Annotated in this window: 17 protein-coding genes; 14 read left to right on the forward strand and 3 right to left on the reverse strand. The window is 64.5% G+C overall.

Annotated features, from left to right (window positions below; translation table 11 throughout):
- Nucleotides 1-17: 17 nt before the first annotated feature.
- Entirely contained in the window at nucleotides 18-584 is a 567-nt protein-coding gene (locus VSR34_RS15440; protein WP_342962847.1) for a DMT family transporter, read from the reverse strand.
- Nucleotides 585-687: 103 nt separating this feature from the next.
- Between VSR34_RS15440 and VSR34_RS15445 the strand changes: the two genes are divergently transcribed.
- The 5 genes from VSR34_RS15445 (at nucleotide 688) to VSR34_RS15465 (ending at nucleotide 6,191) form a co-directional block, all read left to right on the forward strand.
- Nucleotides 688-1,605, forward strand: coding sequence for a LysR family transcriptional regulator (locus tag VSR34_RS15445; RefSeq protein WP_342962848.1), 918 nt, complete (start codon nucleotides 688-690; stop codon nucleotides 1,603-1,605).
- A 378-nt stretch (nucleotides 1,606-1,983) separates the two neighbouring features.
- A complete protein-coding gene (locus tag VSR34_RS15450; protein ID WP_342962849.1) occupies nucleotides 1,984-2,721 on the forward strand; it encodes a class I SAM-dependent methyltransferase in 738 nt (245 codons plus the stop codon).
- A gap of 104 nt (nucleotides 2,722-2,825) precedes the next feature.
- Complete coding sequence (ribA, locus tag VSR34_RS15455; RefSeq protein WP_342962850.1) at nucleotides 2,826-3,464, forward strand: GTP cyclohydrolase II; 639 nt, start codon at nucleotides 2,826-2,828, stop codon at nucleotides 3,462-3,464.
- Nucleotides 3,461-5,155, forward strand: coding sequence for a WD40 repeat domain-containing protein (locus tag VSR34_RS15460; RefSeq protein WP_342962851.1), 1,695 nt, complete (start codon nucleotides 3,461-3,463; stop codon nucleotides 5,153-5,155). Before ribA ends, VSR34_RS15460 begins: the two co-directional genes overlap by 4 nt.
- A gap of 58 nt (nucleotides 5,156-5,213) precedes the next feature.
- On the forward strand, nucleotides 5,214-6,191 hold the full coding sequence (locus VSR34_RS15465) for an SUMF1/EgtB/PvdO family nonheme iron enzyme (protein ID WP_342962852.1): 978 nt from the start codon (nucleotides 5,214-5,216) through the stop codon (nucleotides 6,189-6,191).
- 300 nt (nucleotides 6,192-6,491) lie between these two features.
- Here the strand turns inward: VSR34_RS15465 and VSR34_RS15470 are convergent, their stop codons facing one another.
- Complete coding sequence (locus tag VSR34_RS15470; protein ID WP_342962853.1) at nucleotides 6,492-6,680, reverse strand: hypothetical protein; 189 nt, start codon at nucleotides 6,678-6,680, stop codon at nucleotides 6,492-6,494.
- Between the two features lie 391 nt (nucleotides 6,681-7,071).
- On the opposite strand from VSR34_RS15470, the gene VSR34_RS15475 reads away from it, so the two are divergent.
- The 6 genes from VSR34_RS15475 to VSR34_RS15500 all read left to right on the forward strand — a co-directional run bounded on the left by VSR34_RS15475 (nucleotide 7,072) and on the right by VSR34_RS15500 (nucleotide 13,301).
- Nucleotides 7,072-8,091, forward strand: coding sequence for an ABC transporter substrate-binding protein (locus VSR34_RS15475; protein ID WP_028212699.1), 1,020 nt, complete (start codon nucleotides 7,072-7,074; stop codon nucleotides 8,089-8,091).
- A complete protein-coding gene (locus tag VSR34_RS15480; RefSeq protein ID WP_342962854.1) occupies nucleotides 8,088-8,885 on the forward strand; it encodes an ABC transporter ATP-binding protein in 798 nt (265 codons plus the stop codon). Before VSR34_RS15475 ends, VSR34_RS15480 begins: the two co-directional genes overlap by 4 nt.
- 25 nt (nucleotides 8,886-8,910) lie before the next feature.
- A complete protein-coding gene (locus VSR34_RS15485) occupies nucleotides 8,911-9,777 on the forward strand; it encodes an ABC transporter permease (RefSeq protein WP_028212697.1) in 867 nt (288 codons plus the stop codon).
- 105 nt (nucleotides 9,778-9,882) lie between these two features.
- A complete protein-coding gene (locus tag VSR34_RS15490; RefSeq protein ID WP_342962855.1) occupies nucleotides 9,883-11,259 on the forward strand; it encodes a sensor histidine kinase in 1,377 nt (458 codons plus the stop codon).
- A 9-nt stretch (nucleotides 11,260-11,268) separates the two neighbouring features.
- Nucleotides 11,269-11,949: a response regulator gene (locus VSR34_RS15495; protein WP_028212695.1), complete on the forward strand. Its 681-nt coding sequence runs from the start codon at nucleotides 11,269-11,271 to the stop codon at nucleotides 11,947-11,949.
- A gap of 224 nt (nucleotides 11,950-12,173) precedes the next feature.
- Complete coding sequence (locus VSR34_RS15500) at nucleotides 12,174-13,301, forward strand: porin (protein WP_028212694.1); 1,128 nt, start codon at nucleotides 12,174-12,176, stop codon at nucleotides 13,299-13,301.
- 81 nt (nucleotides 13,302-13,382) lie between these two features.
- Here the strand turns inward: VSR34_RS15500 and VSR34_RS15505 are convergent, their stop codons facing one another.
- On the reverse strand, nucleotides 13,383-13,685 hold the full coding sequence (locus tag VSR34_RS15505) for a hypothetical protein (RefSeq protein WP_051381425.1): 303 nt from the start codon (nucleotides 13,683-13,685) through the stop codon (nucleotides 13,383-13,385).
- Nucleotides 13,686-14,072: 387 nt separating this feature from the next.
- Between VSR34_RS15505 and VSR34_RS15510 the strand changes: the two genes are divergently transcribed.
- The 3 genes from VSR34_RS15510 (at nucleotide 14,073) to VSR34_RS15520 (ending at nucleotide 18,743) form a co-directional block, all read left to right on the forward strand.
- Complete coding sequence (locus VSR34_RS15510) at nucleotides 14,073-15,401, forward strand: 2-hydroxycarboxylate transporter family protein (RefSeq protein WP_342962924.1); 1,329 nt, start codon at nucleotides 14,073-14,075, stop codon at nucleotides 15,399-15,401.
- A gap of 110 nt (nucleotides 15,402-15,511) precedes the next feature.
- Nucleotides 15,512-17,383: an ATP-binding protein gene (locus VSR34_RS15515; protein WP_342962856.1), complete on the forward strand. Its 1,872-nt coding sequence runs from the start codon at nucleotides 15,512-15,514 to the stop codon at nucleotides 17,381-17,383.
- A complete protein-coding gene (locus VSR34_RS15520; protein WP_028212691.1) occupies nucleotides 17,373-18,743 on the forward strand; it encodes a sigma-54 dependent transcriptional regulator in 1,371 nt (456 codons plus the stop codon). Before VSR34_RS15515 ends, VSR34_RS15520 begins: the two co-directional genes overlap by 11 nt.
- The last annotated feature ends 40 nt before the right edge of the window (nucleotides 18,744-18,783 follow it).

Below are 18,783 nucleotides of genomic sequence, written 5' to 3' on the forward strand. Positions count from 1 at the left end.
GTCATGCGCGGCTCGTATCAAGAGCGCCGAGCGGGCTGCGGCACCTGCGCGGCCGCCGTCTCCGCGGCCTCGCCTCGCTCCGCTGCGGATGCCTGCCTCGCGCGAACATTGGCCGCGGTCGTAGACCACTGAACGATCAGCATGCCCCCGGTGATCAGCAGCACGCCCGCGATGCGGCCAAGGGTGGCATGCCTCACGGGCAGGCCCATGACGCCGAAATGATCGATCAGCAGCGAGGTGAGCATCTGGCCGGCGATCACGCAGACGATGAACGATGTCGCGCCCAGACGCGGCGTGAGCATCAGCGCGGCGGTGATGTAGATCACGCCCGCGATGCCGCCGAACCAGATCCACGGCGGCATGCTCAGTGCATCGCGAACGAACGGCGCATGGGCGTGCGTCGCGAAGAGCACCGGCGCCACGGCGACGAGGCTGACGCAGAGCGACACGAGCGTTGCCCACAGCGGATGACCGAGCGCGCGGCCGAGGGCAGCGTTGCTGCCGGCCTGCAACGGGACGAGCGCGCCGGCCGCCACTGCCGCGCCTCCCAGCATGATGCCGGACAAGGACTGAGTGATATGCACGGAATACCTCCGGTTTCTTGTTGGTGATCCATGCCGATTCTCATATATTAGTTCTTCGAATTAAAATTCGTGGTTAGCATATCTACCATTCTTTCAACGAATAATGGATAAGCTGAAACAAGTCGATTTGAATCTTCTGGTGACACTGCACGCATTGTTGATCGAGAAGCACATCTCGCGGACGGCCACGCGGCTGAACAAGAGCCAGCCCGCGATCAGTCATGCGCTTGCGCACTTGCGCAGGATCTTCAACGACCCGTTGCTCGTGCGCGCCGGTGTCGGGCTCGAATTGACGCCTCGCGCGACGGAGCTGATGCAGCCGCTTTCCGAGGTGCTGCACCAACTCCGCGCGCTGCTGGAACCACCTCGCTTCGAGCCGTTGGAGGCACAGCAGACGTTCCGTCTCGCCATGTCGGATTACGGCGCGCGTGTCGTGCTGCCCCCGCTCGTGCGGCTGCTGCGCCAGCGGGCGCCGGGCGTTGACATCGCCGTCGGTCAGTCCAACCGGGAAACCATGCAGACGCAGGTGCTCGACGGCGAGATCGATCTCGCACTCGGCGTGTTCCCGGCGCCGCCGTTGGGTCTGCATACGAAGACACTGTTCGTGGAGTCGTTCGCCTGCGTGGCCGACGCGGCGAGCCTGCCGCCGTCGGGCGGCCTCGCGCTCGACGTGTGGCTCGAACGGCCCCACGCGCTCGTCGCCATGCGAGATGGAATGGACAACGAAATCGACCGCGCACTAGCGGGACTGAAACGCCACAGGCGCATCGCGGTGATCCTTCCGCACTGGGGCGTCGCCAACGAGCTGATTGCCGGCACCGATCTGATCCTCACCGTCGCCCGCCGCAATCTCGATCATGGGGACTTCGAACGCGTCTACGGCAGCAGCCTGCGTGTGTTCGACCCGCCGTTCGCAATCGAGTCGTTCGAGTTCCGCTATCTGTGGCACGAGCGCCGGCACAATGACCCTGCGCATCGCTGGCTTCGCGGTGTTGTTGCGCGTCTCGTGCGGGCGCGCTGAAGTTTGGCGGGCCGCCGGGCGTGTGCAGCAGTCCGGCGGTGGCGTTTGGCCGTCTGCCTTGCTGGTATTGCCATACCGTTCATATCTCCTTTAGATGCCCCGCTCCGGCCATTCCTCCTCCGAATAATCCGAATTCGCGCAAAGAATTTTCTTGCTTTCAATTGCCTGCATATACTCGTTTCAAAACCCGAGCCAACCACACCGGCGGAAAGATCAATTTCATGATTTGCGCGAGCGGTATTTGTCGTTTAAATAAACCGCATCAGTGAGAGATGTCAAAGAGTCATCTGGCGCTTCGCCGTCGGAAACCGGATTCGTGAAGGCTGGGTTCGAAAGCGGGATAGCCGGAATCCGAATCTCAACAGTAGGAGGGGCTCGATGAGCACGCTAATTCGTTACGACTCCATCGGCGAGCGGTTCGAGGACTTCACGCAGACAGCAGCGCAGAGGGCGGTCGAGGAGCGCACGATTTTCCATATGACAGGCAATGTCGCCGGGCTGAAGGTGCTCGACCTCGCCTGCGGTTTCGGCTATTTTAGCCGCGCGTTGTATCGGCGCGGCGCAGTTCAGGTCGTAGGCGTCGACGTTTCGGCACGAATGATCGAACTCGCGCGCGCGGAATCAAAAAAATACGGCGAACCGTTGATTTTCCACGTCCACAACGTCGCGGAAATGAAAATACTTGGCGAATTCGATTTGGTGAATGCCGCATGGTTATTCAATTATGCTGAATCGCCGGAGGATCTGGCGAAAATGTTTCGCGCTGCTGCGGCGAATCTGAAACCGGATGGGAAACTCGTCGCCTATACCGTTGATCCCGGTTTTTCGCTCGAAAAGGGTAATTTCGAACGTTACGGCGTGGACGTGCGCAATGAAACGCCATGGCGCGGAGGCTTTCGTCACGATGCACAGTTCGTCACCCAGCCGCCCAGCGCATTCACCTTTTATCGCTGGAGCCGGGCCGAATACGAGCGTGCCATTCTGGCGGCGGGCTTTATGACGTTTTACTGGCAGAAGCCATTGCTTGCGTTATCCGATATCGCGGCGCGACCAGTCGGTTTCTGGTCCGTGTTCCAGTCCAACTGCCTGCAAACCGGGCTCGTGTGCCAGCGCTGACGCGCAGCACGCACCGGTTGGCGGCCCGGTTTCGCGGCGTTCGGTGCGCAGCGGCGCCAGCCGAACGCGTCTTTCCTTCCGACTTCGACTGTCAGGCGACGTACATGAAAATTTCCGATATTGAACGCGGCGTGTCCGTACGAACCCGCGTGAAAGTGCCCATCCGTCCGCGAGCCGGCAAGGTTCGCTTTGAACCCGAAATGGTGACGTTTTCGGGGCTGTGCGATAACGCCGAGCACCTCGCGCTCGTGTTTGGTCCATCCGGTGCGGTGCCCCACGTGCGCGTGCATTCGGAGTGCCTGACCGGCGACGTGTTCGGCTCAGCGCGTTGCGACTGCGGCGAGCAACTGAACGAGGCGATCATGCACTTCGGTGCGTGCGGCGGCATTCTGCTGTACCTGCGCCAGGAGGGGCGGGGCATTGGCCTCTACAACAAGCTCGAAGCGTACCGGTTGCAGATCGTGAATGGCCTCGACACGTTCGCCGCGAATCGCGCGCTGAATTTCCCCGACGACCCGCGCGACTTCCGCGTCGCCGCGCAAATGTTGCAGGCGCTCGGCGTGCGCGAGATCGCGCTTGTCACCAACAACCCTGACAAGGCCATGCAGATCGCCCAGCACGGCATCGAGGTGAACCGTTGCCTCTGCACCGGGGTTTTTGCTAATGAAACGAATCGCAGCTACTTGCATGCGAAGGTGGTGCACCACCAGCATTCGATCAACCTGAGCGGAGACTATCAATGATCGCCCACAGCAGCCCGATCAGCGGCGTTGCCGCTCATCGCGACCAGTACGTGCTGACAGCCGGTTACGACAACCAGGTCATTCTTTGGGACGCGCGGACGCAACGGCCGCTCGCCCGCGCGATTCACGACCATCTCGCGAACCAGGGAGCGTTCTCGCCGGACGGCGCGTATGTCGTGACGTCGTCGTCGGATCACACCGCGCGGCTGTGGACGGTGCCGAACCTGCAACTCGTCGCCGTGTTCGCCGACCAGCAGGACGACGTCGAGATGAGCGCCTTTCACCCGACACGGCCGCTCGTCGCGACCGCGTCGCGCGATCATCGCGTGCGCGTGTACGACTACAGTGGACGCCTGATGCACACGTTCAGCGGTCACACGGCCGATGTGATATCCGTCGAATGGATGCGCGACGGGGAGGAACTCGTATCGTCGAGCGACGACGGCACCATCAAGCGATGGTCCCTCAAGGCCAACGAACTCGTTGCGGACGTCGATCTCGACGGCATCGAGACGGACACGATCGTGATCGCCCCCGACGGCCGTATCTTTGCCGGCAACGACGCGGGCGAGATCATCGTGATCGGGCACGACGCGCGCACGCGGTTGCCCGCGCACGAAGCCGGCATCAAGCGGCTCGTGCTCGACAGTGGGCGCAGCCTGCTCGTGTCGCTGTCGTACGACCGCACGATGCGGCTGTGGCGTGTGGGCGGCGGCCTGCCCGAGCCCGCCGGCGTCACCGCGCTGCCGCCCGAGGTTTGGCCGCGTTCGTGCTCGTTCGAAGGCGACGACCATCTGGTGTTCTCGACTTTCCATGCGAGCTATCGTCGCTACAACTGGCGGCGCGCACGCTGGGACGACACCGAGCTCGCGCCCACGCATGGCATAAACGCGGTGTTGCCGGTCCAAGGCCAACAATGGACGATCGGCGACTCAGGTGTTGTGCGCGTCGACGGCGACGTGCAGGCGCGCACAGGCAGCCTGTGCAACTTCCTCGTCGCCGCGGAGCCGCTGATCCTGACGGGCGGCCAGCTCGGCAAGCTGTTCGATGCGCGCACCGGGCGCGAGTTGCACCAGCACCGCTCGCCACTCAACTGCGGCGTGGCTTTCGAGCAGGGCGGTGCGACCTGGGCTGTGATCGGTACATACACGGGGGAGGGGATCGTGCTGCGCAACGACGGCGAGAACTTCGAGCACGTAGCCGATCTGCCGCTGCATCACAACGCGGTCAAGGGGCTGGCGTGCTCCGGCGACTTGCTGTGTTCGGTCGCGGCGGATACCTCGGCCACCTGGTACCGGCTCTCGACGCTCGAACCCGTCGCGCGGATCGAGCGGGCGCACGACAGGATTGCGAATGGTTGCGCGGGGCTCGGCGAAGGCTGGTTTGCTTCGGTGGGCCGCGACCGGAAGCTGCGGATCTGGTCGCCCGAGCAGCGCTGCGAAGTGCTGGTGACGCCGCACACGCATTCGGTCAAGTGCGTCTGCTCGAGCGATGACGGCCGCTTCGTCGCGACCGGCAGTTACAACGGACGCGTGACGATCTACGACCGGCGCGAGTCGCGGTGGTGCGCCGACGAGCGTCTAACGATCGCGGGCGTGTCGTCGCTGGCCTACGATCCGAACGCGGGCCTTTTCCTCGCAAGTTCGTACGATGGGCGCGTCTACCAGGTTGCCGCGCAAGCGACGCGTTGAATCTGCCCCGCGTGCCGCGAGCCGGGCGGTTCTGATCAAGAGGAGTTCGGACTAAAAGATGCCGATGCTCGCCGACAATCCAAACTGCCTGAGCGACCGCGAAGCCATGGGGCTACCCGAGACGTTCGTCGCGCGCTTGCCTGCCACCCTGCTGGCCAGACATCGCGAACTGTTGCGGGCAGAGCCTGACGAGCTCGCCGCGTTTGCCGGGGATCCGCAGCAGCCATTCGAGCGGCGCTACGCGGCTGGCACGCTACTCGGTCTCGTTGGCGATCCGCGCATCCGGCCGTTCGATCCGTACATGGTCACGATCCCTGCCGCCCACGCGACACTCGGCTTGTCTCACGATGAGGTGAACCGGGTCGTCGAGCAGTGGGGCGACGTCGGTGTGATCGAACCGTGGATTGCGAAGGAGTGCCCACGTTACGACGCGCAGATCGCGCGGTTCGCGCTGATGCGCTACCCGGTCACAAATCTCGAATACCGGTTGTTCCTGGAACACACCGGCCTCGCTTTGTTGCCGACGTCGTGGACGTTCGGCGCCTATCCGGCCGAGAGGGCGAATCATCCCGTTTGGTCGGTGCTCCCGGAAGCCGCCGACCGTTACGCACAGTGGCTCTCCGCTGCGACGGGGCGGCGCTTCCGGCTGCCTTTGGAGGCCGAGTGGGAGTATGCGGCTTCGGGTGGCGCACACGAGTACCCGTGGGGCGACGCGTTCGATCCGCGAGCGGCGAACACGGTCGAGGCCGGGCCGCTCGGCACAACGCCGGTTGGCATCTTCCCGGACGGGCGCAGCCCGTTTGGGGTCGACGATATGGCGGGTAACGTCGAGGAATACGTGGCGGATGACTACCGGCCTTACCCCGGCGGCGCACCGGTCGACGACGACCTCGTGCTTTCGCAGGGCCCGTATCGCGTGGCGCGGGGCGGCAGCTTCACGCGCTTTGGCGATCTAGCGCGCTGCGCGCGCCGGCACGGCCGGTACCCGCGTGACATCTACGTCTTGGGCTTCCGGCTTGCGGAGTCGCTGCAATGAGCGGCCGCACGACCCTCGGCAGAACAGTCGATATCCCAGCGGCCTCTTCCGTCGCCGATCGGGCTCATATATCGAGCGAATCGGCAACGATGTGTTTGCGCGCATCGCGCACATCGACTCGCTGGTCTGAACGAGAGCAGGTCGTGGGGCAACTCCGATCCCGGTGGAATAGCGGATCCTGAGATCCGCACTATGGCTCACAGGAGTCGACAGCTCGACGTTGATCGCCGCGATGATCATTGCCGCGCGGCCACCGAGTGCGCGCCGATGCCAGTTTCCGTCTACGCGCACCTCGCTGCCTTAAGCGAGCCAGCTCGGAACGCATGCGAGGACATCACCCGTGACGATCGAGGTGAGATTGCCGAACCACCAGCAAAGCACGGCGATCGCGAGCACGGCCAGATGGAGGGCCATTTGCTTGCGTACCACCTGCATCCTGGCGACGAGCAGCGATTGCGCGGCCACACGCGCCGCGCCGGCGATCAGCACGATACCCGCCGCGATCGCGCTGGCTGAAGCCAGCAGATAAATCCCCCGCTGCAGGGCGACCGCGCGCCCGAGGCTGACGAGCGCACCGGATAGCGTGCCCCGGCGTTCTGGCTCAGTGCTAATCGGCCGCAGCCGTGGTGTTCGCGCCGAGTCGATGTGCGATTTTCTTCATATTTTTTTCCGTGCTGAGTCCGTGAACCGCCAGCACCGAATAAAAGCGACTTTTATTCAGCCTCGAAAAAACCGGCGCATCGCAAGCCGGCTCATGGAAATCCCGTACGCACCGGCATGACCCGCGAAAGCTTCGGGAAGGGTTGGGATCACTAGAATCCCCCCATTCAATCGAGGCAGGCAGCGTCGTGCAGCCGGCCCAATCAAACGGAGACAGTCGATGCAACCCAGTTTTCGCGCGTTGCGCCATGTGGCGCTCGCTTGTGGCCTGCTGTTTACCCTCGCAACTCAGGGCGCGCACGCGGCCGATGCAAGCGGCGAGAAAATCACGATCATGGTGGGCGGGATCACCAAGCTCATTTACCTGCCCGCGCGCCTGACCGAGCAACTCGGCTACTTCAAGGACGAAGGGTTGAACGTCGAGCTGCTGTCGCAGCCTGCCGGCGTGGATGCGGAGAACGAACTGCTCGCGGGTGCCGTGCAAGGGGTCGTCGGCTTCTACGATCACACCATCGATCTGCAAACCAAGGGTAAAGACGTCAAGGCGATCGTCGTGTTCGGCCAGGTGCCGGGCGAAGTGGAGATGGTGTCGTCGAAGGCCGCCGACACGATCAAGTCCATGGCCGACGTCAAAGGCAAGACGCTCGGCGTGACCGGGCTCGGCTCGTCGACCAGCTTTCTCACGCAGTACCTCGCGGGCCAGCATGGGCTTGGCTCGAGCGACTACAGCATGTTGCCGGTCGGCGCGGACGCGAGCTTCATCGCGGCTATCAAGCAAGGGCGCATCGATGCGGGCATGACCACCGAGCCCACCGTCTCCGCGCTGCAAAAGAGCGGCGATGCCAAGGTGCTCGTCGACATGCGCACGCTCGAAGGCACGCGCGCCGCGCTCGGCGGCACCTATCCGGCGGCAAGCCTTTATGTCCAGGATGCGTGGGCGGCCTCGCACAAGGAACAGGCGGCGAAGCTCGCCCATGCATTCGTGCGCACCATGCAGTTCATTCATACGCATAGCGCCGAAGAAATCGCCGACAAAATGCCCGCCGATTATCAAAAGGACAAGGCGCTATACGTGAGCGCGCTGAAGGCGTCGCTGCCGATGTACACGGCGGACGGCAAGATGCCCGCCGATGGCCCGGCAACCGTGCTGAAGGTCCTCGCGAGCTTCAATCCTTCGGTGAAGGGCAAGCACGTGGACCTGGCCAAAACCTATACGAACGAGTTCGTCAGCGCGAAATGAAGCAGACTCCGAACCTGAATGCCGCGCCCGCCATCGAGTTCCGCTCGGTATCGTGCCGCTTCGTCTCGCCCGACGGCAAGGCCACTATCGCGTTGCGCGATTTCAGCATGTCGGTTGCGCAAGGCGAATTCGTCGCGATCGTCGGGCCCACGGGCTGCGGCAAGTCCACCACGCTCAGCATGATCACGGGCTTGCTGAAACCCACCTCGGGAGACGTGCGCGTGATGGGCGAGCCCGTCGACGGCATCGATCCGCGCATCGGCTTCGTGTTCCAGGCCGACGCCGTGTTTCCGTGGCGCTCGGTGCTCGACAACGTCGCGGCGGGCCCGCTCTTTCGCGGCCGCTCGAAGTCGGCGGCCTACGACGAAGCCAATGAATGGCTGCGCCGCGTGGGTCTCGCCAACTTCGGCAAGCACTATCCGCATCAGCTATCGGGCGGCATGAGAAAGCGCGTGGCGCTTGCGCAGACCTTCATCAACAAGCCCGAGATCCTGTTGATGGACGAGCCGTTCTCGGCGCTCGACATGCAAACGCGCACGCTGATGCAGGACGAGCTGCTTCAGTTGTGGGGCGGAACGGGTTCGGTGGTATTCGTCACGCACGATCTCGAAGAGGCGATCGCACTGGCGGACCGCGTCTTCGTGCTGACCGCGCGGCCGGCCACGCTCAAGAAGGTCTACGAAATCGACCTGCCGCGCCCGCGCGTCACCTCGGAAATCCGCTATCACCCACGCTTCGTGGAAATCTCGCGCGACATCTGGCACGACCTGCGCGAGGAGGTGCAAATTGCCTGACACGCTCGAACTCCGGAAAGCGCCCATGACATCGCCTGCAACACCTTCGAAAGCAACAGCAACACTGGACGGCAAGTCGCTAGCTGAAGTCGAGCGGCTCGCGCAACGCCGCATCCGGCAGCGCCACGCGCTCGTCATCACGCTGCGCATTCTCGTGCTCGTCGTCGCGCTGGGCGGCTGGGAACTCGCCGGGCGCAACAAATGGATCGATCCGTTCTTCTTTTCGATGCCGTCGCTGATCTTCCTGCAGATCGTCGACTGGTTCCAGAACGGCACTTCGCAGGGGCCGCTGCTGTTGCAGGTCTGGGTCACGCTCGAAGAAACCATACTCGGCTTCCTGATCGGCGCCGTGGCAGGCGTGGTCTGCGGCATCGTGCTCGGCCGCAACAAGCTGCTCTCCGACGTGTTCAGCCTCTACATCAAGATCGCCAACTCGATTCCGCGCGTGGTGCTCGGCTCGGTGTTCGTGATCGCGCTGGGGCTCGGCATGGCGTCGAAGGTCGCGCTCGCGGTCGTGATGGTGTTCTTCGTGGTGTTCGCCAATGCGTTCCAGGGCGTGCGCGAGGCCGACCGCTACATGATCGCCAACGCGCAGATTCTGGGCGCGTCGCGCCGCCAGGTGACGACCTCGGTCGTGATTCCCTCGGCGCTCAGCTGGATTCTCGCGAGCTTGCACGTGAGCTTCGGCTTCGCGCTGGTCGGCGCCGTGGTCGGCGAATTCCTCGGCTCGAAGCAAGGCATCGGTTTGCTGATCTCGACGGCCCAGGGCGCGTTCAATGCGAGCGGCGTGTTCGCCGCAATGATCGTGCTCGCCGTCGTTGCGCTTGCTATGGACTACTTGCTGACCGCGCTGGAAAAACGTCTGCTCAAATGGCGGCCCGCCGCGTTTTGAGCGGGAGCGGTTGGGCCAGCCGCGATGCTGGCCTGGAAGTCGATTCACTGCGTATGCCGTCCTGCGCCGAGCCGCCGGACGGCTTTGTACCTGAGAGAACGTGACATGGTGCATAGTCTGCGCGCGCGTTTGCTGTTGTGGCTGCTGGTGCCGCTCGCCGCGTTTGTCGTCGTCACGAGCGGCGTGTCGTACGACGCCGCGCGTCAAACCGCGGATCTGTTGCAGGACCACGCGCTGCTGGATTCCGCGCGTACGATCATCGAAGACGTCGGCTGGGTCGACGGCGCACTCAACGCGACGATTCCACCCGCGGCGCTGGAGCTGTTCGAGTCGCCCTGGCAGGATCACGTCTTCTACAAGGTGCTCGCCGGCAACGGGCGATTGCTGGGCGGCGCGCCGGACCTGCCGCCGCCGTCTGCGAGCAGCGCCGTGCAGCCCGTGTTCTACGACAGCGCGTATGCGGGCCAGCCGATACGCGCCGTTGCCTACGAGCGGCTCCTCTACGACTCGGGCCGTGCCGAACGCGTCACGGTCATCGTCGGCAAGACGATTGCGTCGCGCCAGGCGATGATCGACGGGCTGTGGCGTCCTCAGCTCCTGCGGCAGTGGCTCATGCTGGGGCTCGTCGTGCTGCTCGTGCCGCTCGGGCTCACGCTCGAATTGCGTCCGCTCATGAAGCTCAAGGACGATGTGGCCGACCGCGAGCCCGCGCAACTCGAGCCGATCCGCCCCGATCATCTGCCATCGGAACTCAGACCGATCGTCGATGCGATCAATCAATGCATCGCCCGGCTCAAGGTTCACGCCGCGATGCAACGTCAGTTCATCGCCGACGCGGCGCATCAGTTGCGCACGCCACTCGCGCTGCTCACCACGCAGACGCAGTTCGCTAGCCAGTGCGATGCGCACGATCCCGCGCTTTTCGATGCGCTCAAAGGCGTTCGCCGCACCAGCCAGAAAATGGCGGAGTTGACGAATCAGCTACTTTTGCTCGCGCAGGCGGAATCGATGGCGACGTCGTCTCGCGCCCAAACGCGCGTCGATCTCACGGAAGTGGTGGCTTCGGTGCTCGAAGAGATGGTCCAGGCCGCGGAGCGGCGCGATATCGATCTCGGCGCGGATCTGGCCGAATGCGTGCCCGTGGCGGGCAACAAGGGCTTGCTGGCGTCGCTGGTCGCCAATCTCATCGACAACGCGATCCGCTATACGCAGAAGGGGGGCCGTGTCACAGCCATCTGCCGCTGTGAAGAGGGCGAGGCGATGCTCCAGGTGGTGGACAACGGACCCGGCATTCCGGCCGAGGCGCGCGCGCACGTATTCGAGCGCTTCTATCGCGTCGCGGCGGACACCGAAGGCACGGGCCTCGGACTCGCCATCGTGCATCAGGTCGCGCGCTCGCACGGCGGGTCGGTGAACGTCGCCGCGGGGGCGCAGCGCGTGGGGCTCGTCGCGACGGTGCGCCTGCCGGTGCTGGCAGGCTGAGGAGGGACCATGAAGTTGCTGCTCGTAGAAGACAATGCCGAACTCGCGCGCTGGATCGTCAACCTGTTGCGCGCCGAGAATTTCACGGTGGATTGCGTGGCCGACGGAGAATCCGCCGATTCCGTTCTGATCACGCAAAGCTATGACCTCGTGCTCCTCGACATGCGCCTGCCGCGTTTGAGCGGCAAGGACGTGCTCAACCGCCTGCGGCGCAGACGCAACAACGTGCCCGTGCTCATGCTGACCGCGCACGGTTCGATCGACGACAAGGTGGCCTGCTTCGGCGCGGGCGCCGACGACTATGTGGTCAAGCCGTTCGACAGCCGTGAGCTCGTGGCGCGCATCAAGGCGCTCATACGGCGGCAGTCGGGCGAGAAGTCGGGTTGGCTGACGTGCGGCGACCTGCAGTACATCTCCGATACGCGCGAGTTCCGTCACAAGGATGCGCCGCTCAGCCTGCGCCGGCGCGAGCATTCGATTCTGGAGGCGCTCATGCTGCGCCAGGGCAAGGCGGTGCCGAAGCACGTGCTGCTCGAGCGCATCTGCAGCCTGAGCGACGAGCCGAGCGCGGATGCCATCGACATTTACATCCACCGCCTGCGCAAGCACCTGGCGGAGTCGAGCGTGCAGATCACGACGCTGCGCGGGCTTGGCTACATCCTGCGTGCGAAAGAACCCGTGGCGGCTTGAACACGTCCGGATTTTTCCGGTATTGGTGAATGTACTTAGGAATACAGACGGTTCATGAAAGAATCGCGAAGGGATCACCTCTCTACTATTCGTCTCATCCGCTGACTCACGAGGCTCGACTACGTGTCAGGACTGCGTCCGGGACTGCCCGTCGGGACCAAACCGGCAAGTGACTGCAGCGGGTCCATGAAAACTTCCAAACGCGAAATTCCCTGGAGACGATCTTGAAGAGAAGGCATCTTGCAATTACCGTGGCGGCAGGCGCATTGGCGGCGAGCGGCGCGCACGCGCAGTCGAGCGTTCAGCTCTATGGTCTGTTGGACCTGAGCGTACCCACGTATCAGTCGCACGCGGATGCCAAGGGCAACCACGTGATCGGCATGGGCCTCGGCGGCGAGCCCTGGTTCAGCGGCAGCCGCTGGGGCTTGAAAGGCGCTGAAGACATTGGCGGCGGCACGAAGATCATCTTCCGGCTCGAAAGCGAATACCGCGTGAGCGACGGGCAGATGGAAGACCCGGGCCAGCTCTTCGACCGCGACGCCTGGGTGGGCGTGGAAGACGAACGCTTCGGCAAGTTCACGGCGGGCTTCCAGAACACGATCGCGCGCGATGCGTCCGCCATTTACGGCGACCCGTACGGCAACGCGAAACTCACGACGGAAGAGGGCGGCTGGACCAACGCGAACAACTTCAAGCAGATGATCTTCTACGCGGGGAGCGCAACGGGCACCCGTTACGAAAACGGCCTCGCGTGGAAGAAGGTCTTCGACAACGGCATTTTCGCGGCTGCGGGTTACGCGTTCGGCAATTCCACGAGCTTCGGCAACAACGCGAACTACCAGTTCGCGCTCGGCTACAACGCGCCGACCTGGACGGCTTCGACGTTCTATAACCACGTGAACCGCGAAGGCAATACGAACCAGGCGTTCTCGGTGGGCGGCAACTATACGATCGGTATTTTGCGCGCCAATGCGGGCTATTTCCGCTACTGGGGCAATCAGGGGGCGCTGGGCCAGCGTCAGGACAACGCCTGGACGGTCTCGTTCAAGCTCGTGCCGAAGGGCGCGCTCGACTACGAACTCGGCTATCAGCAGATGCGCACGCGCAATGCCGCGTACAACGTCGACGGCAACATCCCGAACGCCAACATCGGCGCATTCGATCCGACCAGCGGGCTGCACAACGGCTTCAAGGAGACGCTCTACGGTTCGATCTTCTATCACCTGTCCAAGCGCACCGAAGTGTACCTGGCAGGCGACTACATGAAGCTGCACGGCGGCTACACGGTCGGCTCGACGTTCGGCGCGACCAACCAGGTCGAAGTGACGACGGGCGTGCGCACGCGCTTCTGATCCCGCGTCAGTCTGTTTTTCTCGACAGCTAGCAGGGCTCGATTCGTCTGGCGAATCGAGCCCTTTGTTTTTGCTGCGCCATCAACCCGCGCTCACGCATGCCACGGTCGGCGCCGTATAAGCAGACGGGTAAGGCGAGAATGGGCCGCTGAGCAGTCGCAAGCGCTGGGTGGCGAGGACATCGGCCTCGACCTGTTCGCGGCGCGTGAGCGCGGCCGGTTCGCCGGCCGGCGGCGCTTCGTTGACGCCGCAAAGCAGGTTCTTCCCGCTCGATAGCTGCACAGGCGTCTGGTAGACCGAGCCGGGCGCCGCCGCGGCCAGGGCGCCGGTGCTCCACAACGCCGCCGCGCAGACCATTGCGCATCCGGGCAAGACGATCTTCATGGCTCACTCCTCAAATTGCGATGACCCATCTTCTGCCAATGAACGGGCGCGTTCCAGACCGGATCCGGGAAATGACTCTTGCGATTAGCTCAAGGATGGCGGCGTCGTCGTGCAGGCCGAGATTTCAGCCTGCGGCTCGGGCCGATTCTGAAAGTTCGGACAGGCTGCGGGCGCGAGTGGGTTCATCCGCCGGAAAAGTGCCGATAGATCAAGGGGTTATTCATTGACCGCGGCGCTGGCACGCCTGCTGCTTTATAGAGGTCCGGCGGCCCAATCAGGCCGCTTCCCTCATCAAACAAGCACCGGAGACGCGACGCAGTCCGGTCGCGAAAACGAAGGAGACATCCCGTGCAGAACAGCGTATCCGCATCCGCCACTTCTCAGGCGATCCCCGAGCCGTCCTCGACTCCCCAAACCCGCTTCTGGCCGGAAGGCTGGTGGAAGCTCATGGAGATCCGCATCGGCATCATTCCGCTGCCGATCTACATGATCCTGTTCGCGCTGATCGCCGGCTTCGCGGTCACGGGCAAGGTGCCCGGCGAGATCTCGATGGCCATCGCCGTGCTGGCGTTCTGCGGCTTCACCTGCGCCGAACTCGGCAAGCGCCTGCCACTTCTGCGCAACATCGGCGCGGCCGCGATTCTCGCGACCTTCGTGCCCTCGGCGCTCGTGTACTACCACGTGCTGCCCAAGCCCGTGCAGAACCTCACGGTCGAATTCACGAAGCAGACCAACTTCCTGTATCTCTTCATTGCGTCGATCATCGTCGGCAGCATTCTGAGCATGGACCGGCGCGTGCTCATTCAGGGCTTCCTGAAGATCTTTATTCCGCTCGCCGCCGGCACGGTCGCGGCGACGCTCGTGGGCACCGCCGTTGGCGCGGCGCTCGGGCTTGGCGTCAAGCACACGCTGCTCTATATCGTCGTGCCGATCATGGCGGGCGGCGTTGGCGAAGGCGCGATTCCCCTCTCGATCGGCTATTCGGAAATCATGCACGTCGCGCAAGGCGAGCTGTTCGCACAGGTGCTGCCGCCCGTGATGCTCGGCAGCCTCATCGCAATCATCCTCTCGGGCATGCTCGACATGCTGGGCAAGCGCCTTCCGCATCTCACCGGCAACGGTCGCCTGCAAGTCGGCGCGACCGACGAAATGGCGCCGTCGGACGAGGAAGTGCGCGGCCATGTCGATGTGAGCCACATCGCGGCGGCCGGCATCACGGCGATCACGCTGTACCTGATCGGCCTGATGGCGAACAAGCTGTTCGGCTTTCCCGCGCCGGTCGCGATGCTGTTTCTCGCCGTGCTCGTGAAGCTCGCGCGCGCGGTTTCGCCGCCGCTGCAGGAAGGCGCGTTCGTGGTCTACAAATTCTTCTCGACGGCGGTCACCTACCCGCTGCTGTTCGCGATCGGCGTGGCGATGACGCCTTGGGAAAAGCTCATGGCCGCGTTCACGCTCGTCAACGTCGTGACGATCGCCGCGACCGTCGCAACGCTGATGGGCACGGGTTTCGTAGTGGGCCGCCTGATGAAGATGTACCCTATCGACACCGCAATCGTGAACGCGTGCCACAGCGGCCAGGGCGGCACCGGTGACGTCGCGATCCTCACCGCCGCGAACCGCATGCAGCTCATGCCGTTCGCGCAGATCGCCACGCGCATTGGCGGCGCGATCGTCGTGACCGTGACGCTCATCGTGCTCGCCCATTTCGGCGCATGACGCGCGGGTGTGCCCCTCGCACGCGCCGTCGCGATGGCGGCGCCGGTGCATCCGGCGCGAACCGTCCGCTCATCGAGCGACAGGGCGGCGATCCATCGACGAGAGTGAACGTGCACAGGCGCTACAAGGGAATTCCATGGTGGGGATGGGCGGCGGCGGCCGTGCTTTATGTGGGCGCGGCCGCCGCCGCGGTGGAGTTCGCCTGGAGCCGCGCGATCGACGCATTGGCCGAAGTGGGTGCGCACCGGCTCGACCTTTACGCGGCGAGCCTGACGAGCGAGCTGGGACGCTTCGAGATGGTGCCTGCGCTCGTCGCGAGGCAGGACAGCGTGCGCGCGTTGCTCAAGGCCTCGCCGGACGAAGCACGCGCGAGGTTGCCCGCGGTCGATGCCTATCTGGAAGCGGTCAACCGTGACGTGGGCAGCGGCGCCGTGGACGTGATCGATGCACACGGCACCGTGATCGCCGCGAGCAACTGGAACCAGCCGGTCAGCTTCGTCGGCACCAATGTGTCGTATCGCCCTTACTTCATCGACGCCCTCGCGCAGGGCAGAGGCCGTTTCTTCGGCATCGGCACCAACACCGGCATTCCCGGGCTGTATTTCGCGAGCGCGATTCGCGATGGCGATGCCGCGATCGGCGCCGCGGCCGTCAAGGTCAGCGTCGACGCGCTCGAGTCCGCCTGGCGCACGCCCGGCGAAGCGGCGGTCGTGGTGGACAGCAATGGCGTGGTCGTGATCTCGACCGAGCCCGAATGGAAATTCACCGCCCTGCGCGCGATGACCCCGCAGCAGCAGCGCGAGATTCAGGCGTCGCGGCAGTACGCGGGCCGCATCGTCGAGGCGCTGCAACACCGGCGCGTGGGCGACTGGAACGACGCCGCGTGGATCGGCGTGTTTCCCGACCTGCGCCGCGCGGGCCGCACCGCCCGTTATCTCGTGATGTCGCGGCCCGCGCCGCAGGGGCAGGACACGATCATGGTGCTGCTCGACACCGCCGGTGCGCGGCGGCAGCAGCGGCTTGCCTTCGCGTCCGTGACGGGGGTGGTTCTGATCGCCGCACTCTATGCGCTTTATGCGGTGCAGCGCCGCCGCGTGATCGTGGAGAAGCTCAAGGCGCAGGAAGCGCTGCGCCGCGCGAACGACCAGCTGGAAATGACCGTTGCGCAGCGCACCGCCGCGCTCACCGAGGCGAACGCGCGGATGCAGCGCGAGATCATCGAGCGCGAGCGCACCGAGCAGCGTCTGCGCGCCACGCAGCAGGAAGTCGTGCATGCGGGCAAGCTCGCGGTGATCGGCCAGATGGCGGCGGCCCTCACGCACGAGCTGAACCAGCCGCTCGTGGCGATCCGCACGCTCTGCGACAACGCGCGCACCTTCTTCGAACGCAATCAGCCCGCGCAGGCGATCGCCAATCTGGAGCGCGTCGCTCGCCTCGTGGACAGCATGGCGGTGCTCACCAGCGAGCTGAAGGCGTTCGCGCGCAAGCCGGAGGTCGAGCGCGTGGCGGTATCGCTTGCCGAGGCCGTCGCGCACGCGCGGCTCATCTACGAGTCGCGGATTCGCGACGAAGCCGTGCGGCTCGATGTGCGGATTGCGCCGGGCACGACGGTGTATGCGGAGTCGAGCCAGCTTCAGCAGGTGATCGTCAACCTGCTTGGCAATGCACTCGACGCCGTGCGCGACGCGAGCACCCGCGTGATCGCCATGAATGCCAGCGAGCCCGATGCGTCAGGTTGTGTGCGCTTCACGATCGACGACAGCGGCCCTGGCATCGCGCCGGACGTGCTCGCGCATCTGTTCGAGCCGTTCGTCACGACGAAGCCGCGCGGGCAAGGCCTCGGTCTCGGGCTCGCAATCACGTCGCGCATCGTCGAAGGCTTTGGCGCGAGAATCACCGCGGCGAACCGGGAAGAAGGCGGTGCCCGGTTCACGATCGAATTCGCGGCAGCCGAGCCGCAAAGGACAGAACATGGCAGATGAGATCCGGGTGCTGGTTGTCGAGGACGACGAGAACGTCCGCATCGGCGTCGAGCAGGCGGTCGCGCTCGCCGGCTTTCCGGTGAGCGCATACGCATCGGCGGCCGATGCCTGGGCCGATATCGCGCCCGGCGCGCCGGTCGTGATCGTTTCGGACGTGCGCATGCCCGGCATCGACGGCCTGCAACTGCTCGACCACGTGATGGCCATCGATTCGCAAATCCCCGTTCTGCTGATCAGCGGCCACGCGGATATCTCGACGGCGGTCAGTGCGATGCGCGTGGGCGCCTACGACTTCATCGAGAAGCCGTTCTCGTCCGATGTGATCGCGGCCCGCGTGGCCCGTGCCGTAGAGAAGCGCCGGCTCACGCTCGAAGTCGAGGGGTTGCGCGCAACGCTCCACAACTGGCAGGGCATCGAGGCGCTGGTGCTCGGCAAATCTGCGGCGATGGCGGATGTGCGCAAGAAGATTCTGCGGCTCGCCAACACCTCGGTGTCGGTCCTCATTACGGGCGAGACGGGCACGGGCAAGGAATTGATCGCGCGCAGCCTGCACGATTTCAGCGCGCGGCGCGATGCGCATTTCGTGGCGCTGAACTGCGGCGGACTGCCCGAGCAGGTGTTCGAGAGCGAGCTGTTCGGACACGAGGCGGGTGCCTTCACAGGCGCGATCAAGAAGCGCGTGGGCAAGATCGAATGGGCCAACGGCGGGACGCTCTTTCTCGACGAGATCGAAACGATGCCGCTGCCGCTGCAGATCAAGATGCTGCGCGTGCTGCAGGAGCGCGTGGTCGAGCGGCTTGGCGCGAACGAGCTGATTCCGGTGGATTGCCGCATCGTTGCCGCTTCGAAGGCGGACCTCGCCGAACTCTCCGCCGGCGGCGGCTTTCGCGCCGACCTGCTGTACCGGCTGAACGTTGCGCAAATCGAGTTGCCGCCGTTGCGCGAGCGGCGCGAGGACGTGCCTTTGCTGTTCGAGCACTTCGTGCTGGCGGCGGCGCGCCGCTTCGGCACGCCGCCGCCCGTCGTGACCGCTGCTCAGGTGTCCGAACTAATGACGCACGCGTGGCCCGGCAACGTGCGCGAGTTGCAGAACGTCGCCGACCGCTTCGTGCTGGGGCTGACCGGCGACAGCCTGCTTTCGGCAGGCGCCGCCTCAGTGAAAGGGGACACGCTGGCTCAGCAGCTTGCGTACTTCGAACGCATGCTGATCGAAAACGCGCTGCAGCGCAATCGCGGCAACGTCGCGGACGCGAGCGCCGAGCTAGGGATGCCGCGCAAGACGCTGTATCACAAGCTGCGCCAGTTGAAGATCGCGGCGCGGGATGCGCAGGGCGAGGAAAAGGAAGACCCGGACGCTTGAGCGTGCGGCCGGCAGTCGGCCGCAAATTGACCACGATTTC

The sequence above is a fragment of the Paraburkholderia sp. JHI2823 genome (genome assembly GCF_038900695.1).
Lineage (GTDB): Bacteria > Pseudomonadota > Gammaproteobacteria > Burkholderiales > Burkholderiaceae > Paraburkholderia > Paraburkholderia mimosarum.